The 19,966-nt window shown below is 64.0% G+C and carries 26 protein-coding genes; 13 read left to right on the forward strand and 13 right to left on the reverse strand.

Going from position 1 to position 19,966, the window contains the following annotated elements; genetic code table 11:
* Window positions 1-33 precede the first annotated feature (33 nt).
* Window positions 34-417, reverse strand: coding sequence for a hypothetical protein (locus MVA47_RS04510; protein ID WP_247206847.1), 384 nt, complete (start codon window positions 415-417; stop codon window positions 34-36).
* Between the two features lie 187 nt (window positions 418-604).
* Between MVA47_RS04510 and MVA47_RS04515 the strand changes: the two genes are divergently transcribed.
* Window positions 605-928: a hypothetical protein gene (locus MVA47_RS04515; RefSeq protein ID WP_247206848.1), complete on the forward strand. Its 324-nt coding sequence runs from the start codon at window positions 605-607 to the stop codon at window positions 926-928.
* Window positions 929-1,092: 164 nt separating this feature from the next.
* Here the strand turns inward: MVA47_RS04515 and arr are convergent, their stop codons facing one another.
* From arr to MVA47_RS04540, 5 genes are all read right to left on the reverse strand, one after another.
* Window positions 1,093-1,521: an NAD(+)--rifampin ADP-ribosyltransferase gene (arr, locus tag MVA47_RS04520; RefSeq protein ID WP_247210584.1), complete on the reverse strand. Its 429-nt coding sequence runs from the start codon at window positions 1,519-1,521 to the stop codon at window positions 1,093-1,095.
* Window positions 1,522-1,927: 406 nt separating this feature from the next.
* Window positions 1,928-2,125, reverse strand: coding sequence for a hypothetical protein (locus MVA47_RS04525; protein WP_247206849.1), 198 nt, complete (start codon window positions 2,123-2,125; stop codon window positions 1,928-1,930).
* A gap of 121 nt (window positions 2,126-2,246) precedes the next feature.
* Window positions 2,247-2,960, reverse strand: coding sequence for a carbon-nitrogen hydrolase family protein (locus MVA47_RS04530; protein WP_247206850.1), 714 nt, complete (start codon window positions 2,958-2,960; stop codon window positions 2,247-2,249).
* The gene (locus tag MVA47_RS04535) at window positions 2,957-3,598 is read right to left on the reverse strand and encodes an O-methyltransferase (protein ID WP_247206851.1); all 642 of its coding nucleotides are present in this window, start codon (window positions 3,596-3,598) and stop codon (window positions 2,957-2,959) included. The genes MVA47_RS04530 and MVA47_RS04535 overlap by 4 nt, the downstream gene beginning before the upstream one ends.
* 182 nt (window positions 3,599-3,780) lie before the next feature.
* Complete coding sequence (locus tag MVA47_RS04540) at window positions 3,781-4,383, reverse strand: bifunctional 2-polyprenyl-6-hydroxyphenol methylase/3-demethylubiquinol 3-O-methyltransferase UbiG (RefSeq protein ID WP_247206852.1); 603 nt, start codon at window positions 4,381-4,383, stop codon at window positions 3,781-3,783.
* A 43-nt stretch (window positions 4,384-4,426) separates the two neighbouring features.
* Between MVA47_RS04540 and zapE the strand changes: the two genes are divergently transcribed.
* Window positions 4,427-5,443, forward strand: a complete 1,017-nt coding sequence (zapE, locus tag MVA47_RS04545; protein WP_247206853.1) for a cell division protein ZapE — start codon at window positions 4,427-4,429, stop codon at window positions 5,441-5,443.
* A gap of 78 nt (window positions 5,444-5,521) precedes the next feature.
* Here zapE and MVA47_RS04550 read toward each other — a convergent pair whose 3' ends face one another.
* Both MVA47_RS04550 and MVA47_RS04555 read right to left on the reverse strand, forming a co-directional pair.
* Window positions 5,522-6,187 carry an HAD family phosphatase gene (locus MVA47_RS04550; protein WP_247206854.1) on the reverse strand — a complete coding sequence of 222 codons (666 nt, stop codon included), beginning with the start codon at window positions 6,185-6,187 and terminating at the stop codon, window positions 5,522-5,524.
* A 41-nt stretch (window positions 6,188-6,228) separates the two neighbouring features.
* Window positions 6,229-7,395, reverse strand: coding sequence for an epoxide hydrolase family protein (locus MVA47_RS04555; RefSeq protein WP_247206855.1), 1,167 nt, complete (start codon window positions 7,393-7,395; stop codon window positions 6,229-6,231).
* A 101-nt stretch (window positions 7,396-7,496) separates the two neighbouring features.
* On the opposite strand from MVA47_RS04555, the gene MVA47_RS04560 reads away from it, so the two are divergent.
* Window positions 7,497-8,114 (forward strand): ABATE domain-containing protein, encoded by a 618-nt coding sequence (locus MVA47_RS04560; RefSeq protein WP_247206856.1) that lies wholly within the window; start codon window positions 7,497-7,499, stop codon window positions 8,112-8,114.
* On the opposite strand, the gene MVA47_RS04565 is transcribed toward MVA47_RS04560, so the two are convergent.
* The 4 genes from MVA47_RS04565 to MVA47_RS04580 are packed head-to-tail and all read right to left on the reverse strand — an operon-like array spanning window position 8,089 to window position 11,012.
* On the reverse strand, window positions 8,089-9,012 hold the full coding sequence (locus tag MVA47_RS04565; RefSeq protein WP_247206857.1) for a DAPG hydrolase family protein: 924 nt from the start codon (window positions 9,010-9,012) through the stop codon (window positions 8,089-8,091). The genes MVA47_RS04560 and MVA47_RS04565 overlap by 26 nt on opposite strands.
* The gene (locus tag MVA47_RS04570; RefSeq protein WP_247206858.1) at window positions 9,009-9,566 is read right to left on the reverse strand and encodes a GrpB family protein; all 558 of its coding nucleotides are present in this window, start codon (window positions 9,564-9,566) and stop codon (window positions 9,009-9,011) included. Before MVA47_RS04570 ends, MVA47_RS04565 begins: the two co-directional genes overlap by 4 nt.
* A 42-nt stretch (window positions 9,567-9,608) precedes the next feature.
* Window positions 9,609-10,226: a trans-aconitate 2-methyltransferase gene (locus MVA47_RS04575; protein ID WP_247206859.1), complete on the reverse strand. Its 618-nt coding sequence runs from the start codon at window positions 10,224-10,226 to the stop codon at window positions 9,609-9,611.
* 42 nt (window positions 10,227-10,268) lie between these two features.
* Window positions 10,269-11,012, reverse strand: coding sequence for a VOC family protein (locus MVA47_RS04580; protein WP_247206860.1), 744 nt, complete (start codon window positions 11,010-11,012; stop codon window positions 10,269-10,271).
* A 141-nt stretch (window positions 11,013-11,153) separates the two neighbouring features.
* Between MVA47_RS04580 and MVA47_RS04585 the strand changes: the two genes are divergently transcribed.
* The 10 genes from MVA47_RS04585 to MVA47_RS04630 all read left to right on the forward strand — a co-directional run bounded on the left by MVA47_RS04585 (window position 11,154) and on the right by MVA47_RS04630 (window position 19,287).
* Window positions 11,154-12,026 carry a S49 family peptidase gene (locus MVA47_RS04585; protein ID WP_030167448.1) on the forward strand — a complete coding sequence of 291 codons (873 nt, stop codon included), beginning with the start codon at window positions 11,154-11,156 and terminating at the stop codon, window positions 12,024-12,026.
* A 58-nt stretch (window positions 12,027-12,084) separates the two neighbouring features.
* A complete protein-coding gene (locus tag MVA47_RS04590) occupies window positions 12,085-12,714 on the forward strand; it encodes a DUF4178 domain-containing protein (RefSeq protein ID WP_247206861.1) in 630 nt (209 codons plus the stop codon).
* A 2-nt stretch (window positions 12,715-12,716) separates the two neighbouring features.
* Window positions 12,717-13,205 carry a DUF2617 family protein gene (locus MVA47_RS04595; RefSeq protein WP_247206862.1) on the forward strand — a complete coding sequence of 163 codons (489 nt, stop codon included), beginning with the start codon at window positions 12,717-12,719 and terminating at the stop codon, window positions 13,203-13,205.
* Window positions 13,205-13,720, forward strand: coding sequence for a DUF4247 domain-containing protein (locus MVA47_RS04600; protein WP_247206863.1), 516 nt, complete (start codon window positions 13,205-13,207; stop codon window positions 13,718-13,720). The genes MVA47_RS04595 and MVA47_RS04600 overlap by 1 nt, the downstream gene beginning before the upstream one ends.
* A gap of 15 nt (window positions 13,721-13,735) precedes the next feature.
* On the forward strand, window positions 13,736-14,176 hold the full coding sequence (locus tag MVA47_RS04605) for a DUF350 domain-containing protein (RefSeq protein WP_023955017.1): 441 nt from the start codon (window positions 13,736-13,738) through the stop codon (window positions 14,174-14,176).
* An 8-nt stretch (window positions 14,177-14,184) separates the two neighbouring features.
* On the forward strand, window positions 14,185-15,762 hold the full coding sequence (locus tag MVA47_RS04610) for a polyamine aminopropyltransferase (RefSeq protein ID WP_247206864.1): 1,578 nt from the start codon (window positions 14,185-14,187) through the stop codon (window positions 15,760-15,762).
* Window positions 15,763-16,119: 357 nt separating this feature from the next.
* On the forward strand, window positions 16,120-16,482 hold the full coding sequence (locus MVA47_RS04615) for a rhodanese-like domain-containing protein (protein WP_247210585.1): 363 nt from the start codon (window positions 16,120-16,122) through the stop codon (window positions 16,480-16,482).
* A 287-nt stretch (window positions 16,483-16,769) separates the two neighbouring features.
* Window positions 16,770-17,579: a DUF4328 domain-containing protein gene (locus MVA47_RS04620; RefSeq protein ID WP_247206865.1), complete on the forward strand. Its 810-nt coding sequence runs from the start codon at window positions 16,770-16,772 to the stop codon at window positions 17,577-17,579.
* Window positions 17,576-18,361: a glycerophosphodiester phosphodiesterase gene (locus MVA47_RS04625; protein ID WP_247206866.1), complete on the forward strand. Its 786-nt coding sequence runs from the start codon at window positions 17,576-17,578 to the stop codon at window positions 18,359-18,361. Before MVA47_RS04620 ends, MVA47_RS04625 begins: the two co-directional genes overlap by 4 nt.
* 11 nt (window positions 18,362-18,372) lie before the next feature.
* Window positions 18,373-19,287: a DUF5926 family protein gene (locus MVA47_RS04630; RefSeq protein ID WP_247206867.1), complete on the forward strand. Its 915-nt coding sequence runs from the start codon at window positions 18,373-18,375 to the stop codon at window positions 19,285-19,287.
* A 101-nt stretch (window positions 19,288-19,388) separates the two neighbouring features.
* Here the strand turns inward: MVA47_RS04630 and MVA47_RS04635 are convergent, their stop codons facing one another.
* Window positions 19,389-19,928 carry a ferritin gene (locus tag MVA47_RS04635; RefSeq protein WP_030167471.1) on the reverse strand — a complete coding sequence of 180 codons (540 nt, stop codon included), beginning with the start codon at window positions 19,926-19,928 and terminating at the stop codon, window positions 19,389-19,391.
* Window positions 19,929-19,966 lie beyond the last annotated feature (38 nt).

Raw genomic sequence — 19,966 nt, forward strand, 5'->3', positions numbered from 1 at the left:
AAGAAGCATTGTGGCGTCGACGTACGCCCGAGGTCAGCTGTAGAAGTAGACCGTCTTGGTCTCGGTGGTGCCTTTCTCGCCCCAGTAACCACGGATCACGGCCTTGTACTGGGTGTCCTCGTACGCGGTGGCCAGGCTGCGGCAGGTGTTGCCCGCGCCGCCGCCGGCGTAGGTGTTTCGCTCGGTGAAGTCGTGTCCGGGACCCGAGCGGCTGATCGCGGTCAGTGTCACCCGTACAGTCCGTACCCCTTCGGTATTCCAGGCGAACGCGCAGAACTGATCGTCACCGTCGTTGTAACTGGCGGTTCCACCCTGCGTGCTGGTGGAGAACGAATTGGCCGACGCAGCAGGAGCTCCCAGTACGCTGAGCACACCGGCCGCAGCTACGGTGATAGCCGCCAAAGAAGCTTTTGTCATGGTTTTTTCATGAACCTGACCCTAGGTTCGTCGACTTGGCCCCCGGGAGTCATCAACGCCGACTTCACCAGCTCTTCACTCCCCGTTGCGGTGAAGGTGGGATCCGTTTGTTGCGAGATTCGTGGAGTTAAGCGACGCTGAAACAACATGATTCGGCATAGCATGGGCTATGCCTACTCAGGAGTTGGTGGACTCTCACTACGGTCTGATCCTGTTGGATCGTGATGACAATGGCCAGGTTGTGGTCAGTGGCGAGTCGATTCCCACCGCGTCGACCGACCTCTCCATCGACGGCGACGCCGGCCGCAACAACCTGACCCTTGACGAGGTTCGATATGAACTATCGGTGTCCGAGGGGTCCTGGCGTCGAGCGCATCGGATCGAGATCTCCGGCCCTCCTGGGCGTTGGATATTTGCGCCGGCGACCCGAAGAAGTCATCGCCTGATACGCGGGCACCGGGACGTCGAATCCACAGAGGTCGGCAAGTTGTTGCGGAACGACAACGAGTAACCGCCCACTGGGGAAGCGGCTCCGACTCGAAACCATCACCGGGGGAGTGCGCGATGGGATACCTGCTCGCCGCGACGTACGGGACAGGGAAGCCGTTGACGCTCATGGCGATTTTCCAGGGAACTGTCAACGTGCTCGTCCCCGGTTGACCGAGATCACGGCCGCTAGTCGTACAGGACTGCATCTCCGCGGCGTCGCAGCGCGTCCAGGCCGGCGCGAAATTGACGAAGGTACTCAGGGGAATGCCCCACCCAGTCGGTCATCTCGCCGATGACCTTCACCGGCTGGGCGCTCCGATAGGAGTGAGTTGGATTCCCGGGGAACTTCTTGTCGGTGACGTTGGGGTCGTCCTCGACGTCGTCGGCGGGCTCCACGATGTAGACGCGGCAGGGCCCATCGCCCACGGCCATTTCCGCTGCCAGGACCGCGCCGTCCAACACCTTCGTCATGTAGACGTAGTTCGAGATGTGGTCGTCGCGGTAGTTCGAGCGATGACCGGGCACGAGGTACTCCCCAACCCGCAGGTCGGCTTTGGTGCCGTGAAAGTAGGCCCCGGACTCGTGCACCACAAAACGTTCCGGCGTATCCGCCATATCTGCCATCGAGAACCCCTCCGCGTGTCGGTTGCCGGGCGATTGTGCACGACAAACAGGGTCTTGCCGCAAGCCCCCGTCTCCGCGTTACGATGAAAGGGGAAGTGATAGCACGGACGATCGAGCCAGGCGGCGCGCCATGGGACTGTTCAGTTGAGTGAGAAACCACCTTCCTCCGAGAATCGCCGTAGGGTCGCGGGAACCGGTGCCCTCGTTGCGCTCGTGATTGTGATCGCAGTGCTTGTAATCCTCTTCGCAGTCCCCTTTTTCATCGTCTTCGCCTATCTCGTCGCGCTCTGAGCGGGCATGTTGCTCCCCGCAAACCGGCCCTGGCCGAGAACCAACCAGACGCGCCGCCAGATCGGATCGCTCGCTACACAGTGGGAGACTCGAGCAGCCGTGTAGGTCAGTGACGCTGAGGCTTCTTGACTTCCCAGACGGCCGAGGCGATACCGATGACGCCCAAGATCAGCAGGACGATACCCAGCGGCTGGCCACGAAACCACCAGAACTCGCTGTCGCGAAAGAAGAGCAGAAGCACAAGTCCCACGATCATGAGTGCCGCATCGGCTACGAGGTTCATAGTCAACTTGTTGGTGAGCATGCCAATAGTGTGACCGTGACCAGCCTTCCTCGCGTCCGGCATAGTGATGACTTTGCGCATGAGATGCGTGGGCCTCCCAGACAGATCGAGTGGACGCTCGATGTCGAAGCGCATCCCCGACTCAGGCGCTGAGTTCAGCGCTCACATGTTCTCCGGGTTGATCGCCTGCCTGAATCACGCAGTTGCCGTTGGCATCCCAGATGGCCGACCCGCCACATGTCTGTGGGTATCCGCCGCCAATCGGACCGGCGAAACCCGCGAACACCACTGGAACCGAGCCCAGGGCGCAGATACGGCGCGCGCGGACATCGAACTCACCTACTTCGTGTGGTCTGTGCACGAGACCGGCGGCGTACAAGTCGATCGCCGAGGCAATGGTGGCGCTGGTGTGATCGTCGATGCGGGTGTCTTTGCAGATCCCGATGCCGACACGCCATCCCGAAACCTCCACCACAGCCACCGCCGTTCCCGGTACGTACACCCCGATCTCGGGGCCTCCGAGGTGCACTTTGCGGTACACGATCTCGGCACCGGTTCCCGCCACCGACAGGACGCCGATGGCCCGTCCGGACAAGTGGGGAACAGCCGCGCCCGCCAGCGCGATCGAGCCCGTCTCCCCGCATGCGTCCACCAGTGGATCCAAACTCGGGTCATCGACGTCGACGGCCTGCGCTTCCATGCTGTACCCGGTCAGAGACATCTCCGGGAACACAACAAGTCGTGCACGGCACCGCCGGACGGCGTCGGCGTGGGCTTGGGCGTTCGCGCGGAGGTCGTCGGTCTTGGTGACGGGTTGCGCCGCAGCTACCCGCAGAGTCGGGCTCTTCGTCGTCATCGGTCTTTATCGCCGTCCTGGCCTTTAGGCGTAGCGCCCAACCGCCCAGCCCGAGCCGCGTCAGGGCGTATCGCCTCGACCCCAACACCATCCTGGAACAAGCCTGTTTGCAGCACGGTTCCGGCTTCGATCGCCTCGCGCCACGCACGGATGGGCCCCTCGCCCCACGGCTTGTGCGGGAGCAGATCGTCGAAGATGAGCACGGTGCCCTCGTGGGCCAGGCGCTTCATGTTGGAGATGTCGGCGGAGGCAACCTCGTACGTGTGCCCACCGTCGATGAAGATCAAATCGAAGGTGCCGTTGGTCTCCGAGTCGGCGAACAGCGGAATCGTCTGGCGCGAATCGCCGGCGATCAGCGTGTGCCGCTCCGGGAACTCCGCGTCGATGTGTTCCTTGGCCATTGACACGTACTCGTGTTCGGCCAGATCGAATGATGTGACATGAACGAGGGGGCCGGCACTGAGAAACGCGTAGCTCGAGAACCCTGCATTGAAACCGATCTCGCCGATTCGGCTTATCCCATCCCTGGCGGCGAGAGTCTTGAGGAAGGCAAGCTGCTCGGCGTTCGCGGACCCCTCGACAAACCACCCATGACCACGGGCTTCGTTGACGATTACTTCCAGGCGATCAAAGCTCATGTGCCACTTCCTCTGACGGTGAGGCAGGTCGCAGCCTCGGACACCTCATTTTAAGAGCAGCCGGGTACAAGAGTGCGCATACCATTGCCGACCGTGCGTGTCCGAACTCGCCTGTGAGGATCGAGGCAGTGCGGCACGGGAAAGTCGTTGTCCATGTGTTGTGGGCGCACTGCTCAGGGGTCCTACTCCGGCTTGCCCCAAATGATCGCGTAGCGCCACAGCGGTAAGCGGCGCCAGATCATGCCAGGTAGTACGCCTGTGGCGATGCCTTTGACCTGTGTGTAGGTGTGCGGGAAGTCCATCTGCACCGGAGCGTTGTGTTGCCAGTAGCCGCGCCTGCGAGACAGCACTTGGTGCTGTACTGCGCCCACGAGTTCCAAGGCGTAGTCCTGCGCGATCGAACTGCGTGCGCAGCCAATGACTACCAGGGTGCCACCCGGGGCTGTGAGGCGCGCGAGCCGTTCGAGGCCTGTCGCGAGGTCCGGGAAATGATGGACAGTTGCTACTGCGGTGACGAGGTCGTAGTGCGCTTCGGGGAGTGGATACATCAGTACGTCTCCAGCAATCCACGCGATGTCGGCGGACATGTTCTTTTGCGCGTTCGTCAGCGTTTCATTGTCAGAATCGATACCGGTGACCTCATCAACATTCTCCGCGAGGCGGGCGGCGAGGAGTCCGTCGCCGGTTCCGACATCGAGTGCCTTTCTGGCCATCGGCGCCGCCGCCAATGCGATGTCGTAGTAGTGAATGTTGTGGTTCCATCGGCCGTCTAGCTTCTTGTCCACTCCACCACTGTGGCATGCGGCGCCGACATGGGACACTTCCAACGTGCGTTCAGAGCAGCAGCTCGTTGCGGCGGTCGATGCATCGGCGACGCGGGCCGGGTTCACTCTGGACGCCGCCCAGCGGCGACTTCTTGACCGACTCGCTTGTGTTGCAGCAACAGCCGACAAGAAGCAGAGGCGCCAATCGACGCCTCGTGGCCTGTACATCTATGGCGACGCCGGCAGGGGTAAGTCGTGGCTGACCGACGCGCTCTATGCAGCAGTTCCTACGACCCAGAAGACCCGTATTCACTTCCACCGCTTCTTCGACGAGCTCCATCGCAACATCCATGATCATCGCACCGAGCGGGAAGCTGTGGACCGGGCAATCGACGAAGTGACTGGCGCGGGCAGGTTGCTGTTCTTCGACGAGTTGCACGTCCATGATTCCGGCGACGCACGTTTGCTAACACGGTTGCTCGAGAACGCGTTCCGCCGTGGAATGACTGTGCTCGCAACCTCCAACTATGCACCAAGAGACTTGTTGCCGAACCCGGTGTGGCATCACACCTTCGAGACCGGAATCGAACTGATCGAGACGAATATGGAGCTCTTCCATCTAGAGGGCCCTGCCGACTATCGGTCGCGTCGGGTTGATCACGCAGTCGGCTTCGCGGCCGGCACCTGGACTACGCGAACGCCAGTAGAGCTTCCACCACGCAGCGAGGCCACAACGGCGGAAGTTCGCGGCCGCCACTTCCCGGTCCTTGCGATACGCCCCGCTCACCTGTGGGCTTCTTTCAGCCAGATCTGCGATTCCCCGACATCGACAATCGAATACCTGGAATGGACGCGGGCATTCACCACCTGGACGATTACCGACGTCCCCTTGCTTCGTGATGCCGATCTCGAGGCTCAGCAACGTTTCATCAATCTGGTCGATGTGCTTGTCGATGCCGATGTGTGCGTCCACTTCGTGTCCACCCACGAACTCGCGAGCTTCCTCGAGGGCGCCACTCGACGGCCCGATGCGTTTCGGCTGGCCAGTCGCATGCAACTGCTACGTCGAGGTCCAGCCTGACGTTCGGCCGCGACGTGCTGGTCGGTATCTCGATCCCTTGACTGGTCCACGCTGTATCGGGTGATGGGTTCGAGCTGGTCAGCCTTGTGACGTCACACGTTGGGCCCACTGAACGATTCGCGGATCCGCGAGCGATGTTGCGACATAGTCACCGTCGAGTTGCTTGCCAGGTTGGGAGGGCACGGTGATGAGGTACGTGCCGGCCGCCTGGGCGGAGGCAACACCGGTGGCCGAGTCTTCCAGCGCCACTCCAGCCTGTGGTGCGGCCGAGAGCGCTTGAAAGGCTCGTAGATACAGCTCTGGGTGCGGTTTGGGCTGTGCGACTTCGTCGGAGGCCACCGACACGTCGAAGTAGTGCTGCATGTTCGCCGACCGCAGTGCCGCGGCGAGTAGGTGGCGTGGGCTGTTCGTTGCGACTCCGAGCGGCACTTTCCCGTGCAACAGTTCGAGCAACTCGCGAGCGCCGGGCATCGCCTCGACGGTTGCCGACAGCTCGGCTTCCACCCGCGGGAGCAATTCGGCGTGTAGCTCAGGTCCTGTTCCCGGCCGACCGATGTACTCCGCCATGTTGGCGCACGCCGCCTCCAAGGTCCGTCCGATCAGCAGATCCTTCTCCGCGGCGCCGAAACCAAATCCGTGGTCGGCGAAGAGCGAAGCCTCAGCCCGCGACCAACACGTTTCGGTATCCAGAAGCAGGCCATCGCAATCAAACACAACCGCGCTCACCACAGAAGGAATCGCCACCAAGCGACCATAGCGGGAGAAGGCTGGTGCCTCGCGATAATTCACCTGGTCGCGGCCAACACTGCTGCGAGCCCTTGCTGTAGGTCTTTGATGTAGTAGTCAGGAACTTCTAGTGATGGGAAGTGCCCGCCCACTTCTGGTGTCCGCCATCGGACGATCTGCCGAAACCGCTCCTGAGCCCAAGCGCGGGGGTACTTTTCGATATCACCCGGGTACGTGGTGATCGCTGCGGGAACGTCCACTCGCAGTTCGGGATCAAGAGAGTTGTGGCTTTCGTAGTAGATGCGGGCCGCAGAGGCGCCGGTGCGAGTCAGCCAGTACAGGGTGACGTTGTCGAGAACGCTGTCGATGGACACTCTTTCGAACGGGCTGTCTTCGGTGTCAGTCCATTCGGCGAACTTGTCGAGAATCCAGGCGAGCAGGCCGGCCGGCGAGTCGACGAGCGAATAGCCGATGGACTGTGGGCGGGTGGCCTGCTGTTTGGCATACGCCGTGCGGTGGGCCCAGAAGTTCCGGGTCTCCGCGGTCCATGACCGTTCGGCCGTCGTCAGCCCCTCGGTTGTCAGTCCGGGCGGTGCTTGGGCGAGCGTCGTGTGGATGCCGAGAACCTGCTCGGGGAACCGACCGCCGAGGATGGTCGTGATCACACCTCCCCAGTCGCCGCCGTGCGCGAGGAACTTGCCATAACCGAGCCGACCCATCAGTTCCCCCCAAGCGGCTGCAATCTTTTCGGTTCCCCATCCGGTGGTGGTGGGCCTGTCGCTGTAGCCAAAGCCCGGCAGCGAAGGCACCACGACGTGGAATGCCGGAGCGCCTGCATCTTTCGGATCCGCAAGCTCGTCCACCACGCCGATGAACTCACTAATACTGCCCGGCCAACCGTGGGTCACGATGAGGGGAGTGGCGTCGGCGCGCGTGGACCTGCGGTGCAGAAAGTGAATTCCCAGACCGTCAATTGTCGTGCGGAACTGGCCGATCTGGTTGAGCCGGGTTTCGAACGATCGCCAGTTGTACTGGGTGCGCCAGTAATTCAGGACATCGGTGAGGTCGGCGAGGGGCACACCTTGATCCCATCGGCGGGGATTCGGCGCGGGGGAGTGAACCGTCTCGGTTTCCGGGAGCCGAGTGGCAGATATGCGGGTGCGGAGATCATCGAGCTCCGCGTCAGCTGCATGGGCCCGGAAGTCGTGTACTCCGTCGGTGTGCATCAGTTCTCCATTTGTCGGGAACCGTCTAAGACGGTTCTGGAACCACCTAAGACAGTTCTAACAGTCGGGGCCGGCCGTCCGCAACCGGCTAAGGTGGTTCCATGTCCGTTGGTTTTCCTGACTTCCGCCTCGGGAGTGTGCTGGCAACCAGCTTCACCGGAACGTTGTCGGAGCGACATGGTGAAGCCGTCGAACGCATACCGACGCCGCACCGGCTGGTCGACTGGTTACAGATCAACGGTCTGAATGTTGAGTCATGCACCGCAGCGCAGCTCGAGCGCGCTCGGGAACTGCGCGAAGCCATTCACGCCGTAGCGGCGGCTGCCGCGGTGGGAAGTGACCTTCCGAAATCCACCGTCCGGATCATCAACGACTGCAGCATCGAGGGCAGGGCCGCGGCGATTTTGATGCCCGACGGCAATCGCCTCTGGCGACTCAGTTCGCCCTCTCGTGTCGAAGATGCCCTGGGCGTGATCGCCGCCGACGCGATCAGCATCATCGCAGGTGAACGCGACGGGAGGTTGGCCTTGTGCGCCTCACCAACCTGTCAGGCGGCTTTCTTCGACACCAGTCAAAGTCGAACTCGCAGATGGTGCGACATGAACACGTGTGGGAATCGGCAGAAGAAAGCTCGATTGAAGGCCGCCCAGAGCAGAAGCGTCGAGACATCGAGTCAGTGGACCTGCGCAATGATCAAGGCACACCGCGGAACTCGGTGAAGAGGCTGGGTAAGAACGCAGCCAAGTGGTTCATCTCTTCGGCACAGTGGCGGAGAAGATCCCGAGCGAGCTGTGCGCTGGTGCGTCTACGCCCGACCGTGGCGACCACAGGCGCAAGTGCTCGGTGACCCACCGGATTTGCGAGCAACCGGGTGCTCATGGGTCGTGATGTGGAATTCGCTGGTAAATCCAGGATTTCGGCGCGTCCGAGAAAGAAGCGGGATCTCATCTCACTACCGCGATCGGTGGGGCGGACCTGGTGAACAAGCCACCCAGCAACCACCGGAAAGTCGCTTGTACCGATGCGGGCGCAGATGTGGGTGGTACCTGCGCTGGGGGCAAAACCCAGCGCGCTCGGTTCGACGAACCTGATTGCGAAGTGCGACAGGGTGGATCCGATATATTCATCGACGTATGACACGTTCTCGATGTAGCGCTCCGTGTCCGTCAGGTGCGGCTGGGAACTGCGGTCATCTCCCCAGGCCGCGAAGACATGGGCGCGTGGGTGCCACAATTTGTAACGTGCGCTGTCGGAGCCATGCCATCCGAACCACCAGTCCCACATGCCGGCCGTGACATCGGGCATGTCGGTCAGGCACGACACCACCAGTGTTCCCGCCGAAGTTCGGGTCCATCCGGTTTCCATCGATGTGTATCCCGGCGCCGACAGATACTCAGCGACGTCGTCGACCTCGTAGCCTCCAGCCGAGGGTTCCGGGCCGGTTCTCAGCGCCTTGTCGACGTGCGGCGGAAGAGGCAGCATCGTCGAGTCCAGGTAGTGCGCAAATGGTTTCGTGAGATCGTCGTCGCGGTAGCCGAGGTGGCGCGGCTCGGTTCGGTACGACTGCGGCAACGGGCGACGGTCGGCGTCAGTGACCCGGTAGTCGGCGAAGGTCACGATTCCTCCAGCCCACGCCATGCGCCCTGCGCGGCCCACTTCTCGGCCCGCGCGGTGATCTGCTCGATGAGGGGCCCCTTGGCCGAGGCGTAGGCGTTCATGTCCTGCCAATCACGCTGAGCCAGGGACTGTTTGAGTACGGCATATGCTTGGCGGTCGCGCGCGTCGTGGCGCAACCAATCTCGGAAGAGGAGGTGCCGACGTTCCCAGTCGCTTCCACTGCGACAGATGTGTACGTGAACGTCGCGGTTTGCCGTGCGCACCATTCGGTGTCCGGGTTCACGCACGCGAAGTCGGTAGCCGGCTGACTCGAGGGCCGGCAGGTAGCCGGCCTCGTCATCGGGGTCGGCGACGCTCACGTCGATGTCGATGACGGGCTTTGCGACCAGACCTGGAATCGAAGTCGATCCGATGTGATCGATCCGAATGGCGACCTCACCGAGCGCGGATGCGATGCGGCGACGCTCTCGCTCGAAAGCATGGGGCCAGGCATCGTCGTACGGAACCAGGACTATCGTTCGCTTCTCGATTCCGCCGATCAATTCGAAGGCCACCAGGCAAGACTAAAACGCCCCGACCGCGACGCCCGGGAGGTCTCATCGCCGTGTGGCGAGCATGTGGACATCGGCGAATCGGTGCTGATCGTCGGGTTGGCTCACCGCCCGCCACACCTCGTCGAATCCGGCGTCGGACAGGGCCGCTGCCAAGCGATCGGGATGCCATCGCCAGGCGGACGCCACTTTGTGGTCGAACTGCTCAACTTGTCCGGTGTGCGAACTGATCTGGCACGCCACCAGGACGGGCGCGCCCGCAGAAGTCCGGGAGGCCCAGCAGCGCAGCACATCCGGGACATCCTCGGGCGGTATGTGGATCAGACTGAAACGCGCCAGGATGGCAGCGATCGGCAGGTCGCCACCGAGCTGAGCGAGCGTGGCATCACCTCGGACGAAATCGAGCTGTGGGAACTCGCGCGTCGCCCGTGCGAGCATCTGCTCACTGGGGTCGACGCCGATCGACGCCAGCCCCCGTTCGGCCAGAAATGCGGTGACCTGGCCCAGCCCGCACCCGACATCCACAACAGGTCCATCGGCGCCACGGTCTCGGACCGTGTCGGCGAACGCCTCGACCGCGTGTTTTTCGAGGGGAGTCAGGAACGGATGAGGGAACGTTTCGGCATACAGGTCCGCCAGTGCGTCGTACCCCGGTTGCTCCACGGTGCGCGTCTCCTTTCGTCGTCCTCTGGACTCGGCCGGCGGCTAGTGGGTCAGGTCGCCTGACCGCGGGTTGCGATGGGTGATGCAGTAGCGGCGGCCGATCGGGTCCGACATCACGGTCCAGAACCGGTGGTGCTGCTCCACTTTGGCGCCCCACCCCTCGTGTCGAGCGACCTCCTCGTCGGGGTGGGTGCTGGCGAGATCAAGATGACCACCGATCGTGGACGATCCGATCCGTTGGAGCAGCACCCGTAGCGGCATCTCCTTCGGACGTCGCAGATTACGGAATTCGGGCATCACGCCCTGACGCCACGGCCAGCCGGTGAGCGTGGCCCAGAAGTCGCATTCGGCGTCATACAGTTTCGCCGGTATGTCGATGCAGAGCTGATCGATGATGCTGATGGTGTCACCGGGCCACCGGATGGGCCGGGAACGTTCGTGTTCGCCGTTCCAGGGCACCAGGCAGAACCCGAATCCGGCGGGCGAGGTCAGCACCACCAAGTCGCTTGCTGCAGAGACGATGTGGGCGCCGAGAGACTTGGCGTGCGCAGTGGCCGGCTTGATGTCGTCGACATGCAGATCGAGATGGACGCCGCCGGGCCCGTCTTTCACCCGTTGAACACGCAGGTGCGGGTCGCCGTTGAAAGGCTCCAGAGATGCGAACTGGCGGTCCGGTCCTCGGGCGGGCGACACCGTACTCCCGGCGATCGCCCGCCAGAACGTCACCTCGTTGCTGAAGCTGTCGGCAGGAAAGTCGAGAAAGGCGCTGAGCCAGCGGATCGTCATCGATCACTCACTCCGAAGCGGTGTCCCATGACGACAGTCTGACATCGACTGCCGTGAGTCCGGCAGCGGTCACGCGCCTTTGTCGTTGCGGCTGAGTCGATGTTCGGCTGCCACCGGCGTACACGCGCATATTGTTGAGGGATGGGTCCGATCAAGCAGCTCGCCAAGAAGATGGCCAAGGCACACGCCGACAAGGTTGCAGTGGTGCGCCTGGAGGGTCCGATCGGCTCGGTCGGCATGGCACGTGGCGGCTTGACCGCCGACAACCTCGAACCGAAACTCAGGCGCGCATTCGAGACCGAACGGCTCAAAGCTGTCGTTCTGGTCATCAATTCCCCAGGTGGTTCGCCTGCACAGTCGGAGTACATCGCTGAACGCATCCGCCAATTGTCCTCGGAGAAGGGCATTCGGGTCATCGCGTTCTGCGAGGACGCGGCAGCATCCGGCGGCTACTGGATCGCTTGTGCGGCCGACGAGATCTACGCCGCGCACACGTCGATCGTCGGTTCGATCGGTGTGGTGTCGTCGGGTTTCGGTGCTCCGGAGCTGTTGGGCAGGGTCGGGGTGGAACGCCGGGTCTACACCGCTGGTGAGAACAAGTCGCGCCTTGATCCCTTCTCGGCGGAGAAGCCCGAAGACGTCGCCTGGCTCCACGGTCTCCAGAACGACTTGCACGCCGCCTTCATCACCTGGGTGCGTCAGCGCCGTGGCGCCAAACTCGTCGGGTCCGACGCCGAGCTGTTCAGCGGCGACGTCTGGGTGGGCCGCGCCGCTGCCGACGTGGGCCTCGTCGACGGCATCGGAGTGCTGCGGTCGGTACTGGCAGAACGCTTCCCTGACGCCGAACTCGAGATCATCGCCTCACCGAAGCCGCTGCTGACCCGGCTGACCGGTGGTGTGTCGCGCAGCGAAGGTCGTGTGTCGGCAATGGCCGCTGAGACCTTCGATGGCGTGGTCACCGGTGTGTTGGCGGCTGCCGAGCGTCGAGCGCACTGGATGCGAATCGGCCTCTAGACGCCGATCGGGTGGTCCTGACGGCACGGGACCTGTCCGAATTGGATAGGTTCATCGCATGGAGTCGCTGCTGATCATCATCGTCGCGATACTGGCCGTCATCGCGGTGATCATGCTGTTCAACACAATCGCGAAACGTCGCGAGCGCCAGGCAGCCGAGACCAAGGCGGTTCGCGACCGCACATACGCTCCGCGGGATCCGTTCTCGTCCGCCGACGACGACGCCGTCCGTGGAGATCCTCGTGCGCTCAAGCCCGGCGACATGGTGGACATCCGCGGGGAGATGTTCGCGGTCCGAGGCACCCTGACCCTCTCGCAGAGCGGCTTTTCGTGGACCGAGAACTTCCTCGACACCGGAACCGGCCGCAAGGCGTGGGTGTCGGTGGAGGAAGATCCCGACCTCGAGGTGGTGCTGTGGGAGGAACTCAAGGGTGTCGCCGTTTCCCCCGGGCCCGAGTCGATCGAGGTCGACGGCCGACGGTATTCGTCGGACGAAACCGGGTCGGCGAGGTTCACCAGCGCTGGAACCACCGGCCTGGCCACCGGAAACATGTCGTATCACGACTATTCGGCCGGCGACGCCCGGTTGTCCTTCGAGGACTTCGGGTCGGGATGGGAATGCGCGCGGGGGCAGGTCCTGGCTCGCGCCGAGTACCGCATCTTTCCCGCAGACACCGGTCCGAGCTGAACATGCAGGCGATTCTTGCGGTGCCGTACTCGGACACCAGCGCCGACCAGCTGGCCCTGTCCTTCGATGAGCCGTTGTTGCCCGCTCTGTCCACCGTCCGTTGCCGATTCGACAACGCAGACCTCACATTGCGGTTATTGGGCGCAAGCCACCAGGTCAGTGCGGTGACCGCCCTCGGCGAGACCGTCGAAACCCTGGCGTGCCTCCCTGGACAGCACCGGAAACTGCCGTCGACGTTGCAGACGCCCACCGTCTCGTTCCAGGCGCGAACCGAACGCCACAGCGCACGGTCCCTCTCCGTGCTCGGCGCCCAGATCTCGGATCGGGCGACAGGACCGCATGCGCTGATCGGGCACTATCCCGGCAGTCCCGATGCCTTCACCGCGATCATCGCCGCGGACCTCGGAGACCGGATCCGCTGGGACACCTGGCACGCCTACCCCCAGACAGGTGACGTCGTCATCACCTCGAGCCTCGTGCAGGTGCGTTGATGACCTACGACGGCGACGCCGGCGGGTACAACCGCAAGCCCCTCAACCGCATCCGTAACGGCATCATCGCCGCCATCATCTTGGTTGCTGTTGCGCTGCTTGCTTTCTCATGTGTGTCCGGCGGGGTGGCTTCCACCAGCGCGCGCAGCTACATCCAACAGAATTACGACCGGACGCCGAATCTGGACGAAGGATCGGTGGATGCGTACATCGCCGACGGCACCCCCGAGCAGGTCGCCGGCCAGATCCGCGGTGCCCAGAGACCGGCCGATCAACGTCAGGCGACCCAGACCGTCGCAGGGGTGCCCACGAGTGGGTTGTTCATGCAGTACCCCGACTACCTCGTGGGCCTCTTTCCCTATGAAAACAACAACACCCGCGTGATGCTCAGCGACGACTACGAATCCGGGTACCGCCATTACGGCGGGTTCATCGGTGGGTTCTGGGTCTCACGTCCCAATTTTTCCGGTGGCGGCTCCGACTATCGGGGTGGCGGCGGCGGTTCCGGCAAGTAGCGCAGAAAACAACAGGTGGGAGACAAAGTGGAGTGGGAGATCTTGCGCGACAACGTCGTATCGGCTGCGGCGTACAGCTGCGTAGGCGTGTTGCTGATGATCCTCGGGTTCGTCGCTGTTGACCTGGTGACGCCGGGCAAGCTGCGACAGCAGGTCTGGGTGGACCGCAACCGGAACGCCTGCATCTTGGTGGCGAGCAACACCCTGGCGGTGGCGATCATCATCGTGGCGGCGATCACCGCCAGCCAAGGCGACCTCGGTGAAGGACTGCTGTACACCCTGATCTACACGGTGATCGGGATCTTCGTGATGGCGTTGGGCTTCATCCTGGTCGACGCCCTCTCACCCGGCGACCTGGGCGAGGTGTTGATGGATGATCGACCGCACCCCGCCGTCTGGGTCTCGGCGACGGTGCACGTGGGTGCCGGACTGATCATCGCCGCGTCGCTGCTGTAACCGCTCCCTTGGCCACATCCACCGCCTCACCTGACACCAACGCGCCGCCGCCGCCGCTACGCCGGGCGGCACGGTCAGCGCTGCTGGCGGTGGTGTTCATCTGCGCCGCCTGCGGACTGGTCTACGAGCTCGCGCTCGTCACGCTGGGGTCGTACCTGATCGGGAACACGGCCACGCAGGCCGCAATCGTGTTGTCGGTGATGGTGTTTGCGATGGGCATCGGATCGCTTGCCGCAAAACCTCTGCAGAACCGGGCCGCCGTCAGCTTCGCGGTCATCGAACTGGTGCTGGCTCTGCTGGGTGGTCTCTCGGTGCTGGCGCTGTACGGGGCGTTCGCCTATCTGTCGCTGTACACACAGTCGCTCGTGGTGGTTGCCTTCGTGCTCGGAATGCTGATCGGCGCCGAGATACCCCTGCTGATGGTGTTGCTCCAACACATCAGGAAGCAGTCGGCAGGGTCTGCGGTGGCCGATCTGTTTGCTGCCGACTACGTGGGCGCGTTGCTCGGTGGCCTGGCGTTCCCGTTCCTGTTGCTGCCGCTGCTCGGCCAGATCCGCGGTGCGCTCGTGGTCGGCATGATCAACGCCGTTGCCGGAGCCGCCCTTGTACTCATCGTGTTCCGCAGGGACCTCGGTCGTGCCCGCATGCTGGCATTGGGCGCCGGCTCGGTCGGTGTGGTCGCGGTGTTGGTGGCGGCGATGTTCTATGCCGACACCTTCGAGGTCAACGCACGGCAGGCGCTGTATCGCGACCCGATCGTGCTGGCCGACCGAACCCCGATCCAGGACATCGTGATCACCAATCGCGGCCTCCCCGACGGCGAGGACACCCGGCTGTTCCTCAACGGCGATCTGCAGTTCTCCAGTGTGGACGAGTACCGATACCACGAGTCGCTGGTGCACCCGGCGCTGGCGCAGAAGCGCGACAACGTCCTGATCCTGGGCGGTGGCGACGGTCTGGCACTACGCGAGGTGCTGAAGTACCGCGATGTGCAATCGGTGCACCTCGTCGAACTCGACCCCCGGATGATCGATTTGGCGCGCACAGATCCGAGACTCACCGAACTCAACGGCAACGCCTTCGCCGACGACCGGGTTTCCGTGGTGACAGCCGACGCGTTCAACTGGTTGCGTGAGGACTCGGGGCTGTTCGACGCCGTCATCGTCGACATGCCGGACCCGGACGAGACAGCAACCGCCAAGCTGTACTCGGTGGAGTTCTACGGGCTGATCCGCGGGCACCTGGCGCCGGGTGCCCGAATGGTCGTCCAGGCGGGCTCGCCCTACTTCGCGCCCCGCTCGTTCTGGTGCATCGGCCGGAGCATCGCCGAGGCAGGGGTGACGACCGCGGCCTATCACGTCGACGTGCCGTCGTTCGGCGACTGGGGTTTCTTTCTGGGGGCAGTGGGTGACGTCGCGCCGGCGTTGACGGTGGACCCTGCGGTGGACCGTCGCTTCTTGTCGGCGGACGAGCTGGATGCCGCCCGTACGTTCCCACCCGACCGCCCACCCTTGGAGATGCCCTCGTCCACCCTGATGCAGCCGCGGATCCTCGAGTACTCGCAGTCGGAGTGGTCGGTGTACTGACCGTGCCGGCGATGCACCGAAGGGGTGTCGGCCGCAAACCGGACCCTGTGAGTTGTCGTCTCCGGTTGACGTGAAGTTATCCACAGGCGTCGCCTAACGCGCTGGTTCAGAGCTTGCCAGCAAACACTCAACCTGTGGATGAGGCTGTGGAAACTGTGGAGAACTCAGCGTTTTGAGTGAATTGTTAGTGAACCTCGTCACAAAACAAGTTGCTGCTCGAAGGATTATCTTTCGGATTGTTAATTATTCCGATATTTGGGCGACACTGAGTGGAACGCGGGGCCCTGTGGATAACCTGTTGAAAACTGTGGGGTGGCGGCGCACGCCGAGGCAGCGTGCCACCATGGACGGGTGACTATGTCGGATGTTCCGTCGGTGCCCGTCACCGACCTACCGGTCGATTTCACGGCAGAGACGAACAGGATCCTGCTGGACGTTCGAGAAGACGACGAGTGGGCGAACGGGCACGTTCCCGGAGCCCTCCACATCCCTCTCGCCGAAGTGCCCGCTCGGGTCGACGAGATCGACCCTGACGCCGAGCTGTTTGTCATCTGTCACTCAGGTGGCCGCTCGGCCCGCGTGCTCGGGTACCTGTCGCAGCGCGGGTACGAAGGCGCGAACGTCGGGGGCGGAATCCTGGCGTGGGCGCAGGCCGGCAGGCCCCTGGAGACAGGCGCAGGTGGATCCGGGGGAGCGGCGTCCTCGGAGTCCGGGCGGTGACAGTTCCGCCTTCTGGCCCGGTCCGGGATTACTGCCCGCACTGCCGGATCGCTGGACCGCACGATCCCCGTCGACCACGCTGCCCACGTTGCTCGGGTCCGCTGACCCCGCTCGACGCCTACGGTCGCGCCGTGGTGTTCCGTCCGCCACCGCAGCAAAGGCCCGTGCCGCCCGCGGGAACTGTTCCCGCACCCCCTCCTCCTGGCCCGCAGTCGCGGCCGAACAACATGTACGTCCCGCCGCGCAGCCAGCGTCATCAATCGGTGTCCAGCGGTGCGCCGCGTCAGATGTCGCCGACAGCACGGCGGATGGTGCGCTGGGTGGCGCTGCGTCCGCCCGAGGCCCGTCCGCGTCCGCGGGCCCGGGTCGAGCGGCACGACACACCCACGCCTCGCTACCGAAGCGTCCCGCAGTGGGGTCTGCAGGACAGCCCGGCAACCGAACCCGAGACGCGTGAGCAGAACCTGATCGAACAGGCGACAGCCCGGCTTCCGCAGCTGTTGCTGATCGCAGCGGGCGTACTCGTCGCGGCGGCCGCCGCCGAGGCGTGGATCTACGCATTGCTCGTGGTCAACCTGGAAGAACCGGTCAGCCGCGGTATGCAGGTCGCTGCCGAGGCCGCGGTGTGGATCACCGGCCTGGCGTCGGTGGCGATGATGCTCGCGTGCCTGGCGGGCGCTGCCGGATGGTTGATCGAGGAGCGGCGGAGGTCATACGGCGAGCACGGCCAATACGACCCGCGAACCCGACGGGAGATCTTCATCGGGTGCTGGGTCCCGGTGATCAACATCTTCCGGCCGGTGGCCTGCATGCGCGAGGTACTCGAACTCCGCGACGACCTGCCGCGCGACCACATCCGTAAGCGACTGTGGTGGTTGTGGGCCGGCTGGGTACTGGTGAACCTGCTGGTGGTCGGGTGCATCGTGCTGCGGATCTTCGCCGAGTCCCTGCTGTGGCAGTCAAATGCGGTGCTCCTTGTCATCGTGTCCGACCTGGCCAGCGCCGGGTTCGCGGTTGCGGTGTGGTGGACGATCACGCGGCTGCTCGACCGGGAGGCCGAGACGGCGACCCCCACTCGATGGCTGGTCGCGGTATGACCGACACCCATCGGGTGCTGCGCACGGAAACGCCTGCGGTGGTGGCTCACCGGGGGGCGTCGGGTCACAAACCCGAACACACGCTGATGGCGTACGAGCTCGCCCTCGAGCAGGGCGCAGACGGACTCGAGTGCGACGTCCGGCTCACCGCGGACCACGAGCTGGTGTGTGTCCACGACCGCACGATCGACCGAACCTCCGACGGCAGCGGTGCGGTCAGTGAACTCACCCTCGCTCAGCTCCGCGAGTTCGACTTCGCGAGTTGGCATACTTCCGGTCTCACCTCGAAGGTCCTCACGTTGCGCGAACTGATGGAGCTGACGCTGGACTGGAAACGTCCGGTGCGCCTGTTCATCGAGACCAAGCACCCCGTCCGATTCGGTGGTCTGGTGGAGCAGCTGCTCCTCGCCGAATTGCAGCGGTTCGGTGTCGCGACGCCGGCGTCGGCAGATCACAGCCGCGCCGTGGTGATCTCGTTCTCCACCGCCGGTGTGTGGCGCATCCGACGCAACGCGCCGATGCTGCCCACCGTGCTACTCGGCGACACCGCCCGGTTCCTCGGGGGAAGCGCCGCCACCGCCGTGGGGGCCACGGCCATCGGACCCTCGATCTTCAGTCTGCGGGAGCATCCTGATGCGGTGGATCGTGCTGCGGCCGCAGGTCGGGCCACGTACTGCTGGACGGTCGACGAGCGGCGCGACGCGACATACTGTGCCGATCTCGGCGTCGGCTGGATCGCCACCAACTACCCCGACCGGGTGCGGGGCTGGCTCGCTGCGTAAGTTCTTCTCACGTGGCTAAGAAGAGTAAACGTGGCAGCGGACCCCGACCCGGAAGCAATCGCGCCGAACGGGTGGCGGCACGTAAGGAACGGCAGGCCCAGGCAACGGCGCCGCTCTTCCGGCCGTTCGCCGGGATCGCCGCCGAATGCGACCTCGTGGCCCTGAGGGCCTTCGTCGCCTCGGCCACCGCCGAGTTGCCGCTGACCACACCGGGCACCAACCCCGTGCGACTGGTGACGGTCCTGCCCGGTGCCGGACCGGCACTGGTGCGTGAGGAGTCCGGCGCAGCTGTGGGTCTGGTTGCACTGCAGACCCAGCCCGAGCACGAAGAGCCCGGTGCCGCATTGGCTGCCGCGATTCGGTGGGCAACCGAAAGCGCTGCGGGAGAGACGCTTTCAGAGGTCGACATCGCCGAGGCCGGTGCACTCGAGGACGTGCTCGATCCCACCGCTGCGCTCGACATCACCGTCCACAACGACTTCAACTGGTGGATCGAGGGCCAGGACAGCCCCGCCCCTCAGATCACCGCGATGATCGAGCAGGCCAACGCGGCCATCATGCCGACCGCGCGGTTGGCAGGCGACTTCGTCGGTGCACCTTGGTGGGTAGATGCCGGCGAGCGTGCACATCTGCGGTGGATACGCCCCGAGCCCGAAGACGACGTGATGGCGGCGCTGGCGCGCGTACATGCATCGGGTGGGCTGACACTCGGCGAGGGATCGCGTTTCGCGGGTTCATTCCGTACACACGGGCTACTGGTCCCGGTGTTCGACCTGGACCGCGAGCTGCACCCCACCGAGTGGACTGGGGGCGTGGAGACGTTCAACAACCGGCTCAACGAGGCGCTGGCCTCGGACGCCGAGCTGACCAGCGACGAGCGGCGCTCGCGCGACGGCATCCGAGCCCGGCAGGTCACCCTGCGCTGAGGTGACGGGCAGTTCGCCCGAACAGACACGACAACAAAGGGCGCGGCCGGAGAGATCCGGCCGCGCCCTTTGTGCGTGTTGACGTGCTGTCGAGCGGGTTTCTACAGGCTGCCGCCGGCGACACCGGGTGCGGTGGCATCCGTCTTGGCCGCGGTGCCGACCTCACGGGCGACGAAGTTCTCGAGGTCGAAGAGATTGCCTTCGCACCGATCGGCAACGGTCTGCAGGGTGCGCATCACCGCAACCTCTTCGATCTGCTCCTTGAGGAACCACTGCATGAACTGCTCGCCCAGGTAGTCACCTTCGTCGCGGGCCGTCTTGGCCAATTCGACGATCTGGTCGGTGACGCGCTGCTCTTGGGAGAGTGCCACCTTGATCGGGGCGCGGTAGTCGGCGAACGAGTTCTCCGGCTGGTCGATGCCCGGGGTGTGCACCACCATGTCGCGGTCGAGGAAGTACTGCACGATCATCATCGCGTGGTTGCGCTCTTCGACAGCCTGGGCGTAGAAGTGCTTGGCCAACTGTGGCAGGTCTTCGTTGTCGTAGTAGGCCGCAATGGCGATGTACTGCTGTGACGCAGAGAATTCTTGACGAATCTGGTCGTGCAGGAGCTCATGGAAGCGGGTTCGAATTGTGCTCATGACGACCAGGTTAGGGCCAGGTGAAAGCCGTTGTCATC

Origin of the sequence: Williamsia sp. DF01-3, from assembly GCF_023051145.1 — a bacterium.
Lineage (GTDB): Bacteria > Actinomycetota > Actinomycetes > Mycobacteriales > Mycobacteriaceae > Williamsia.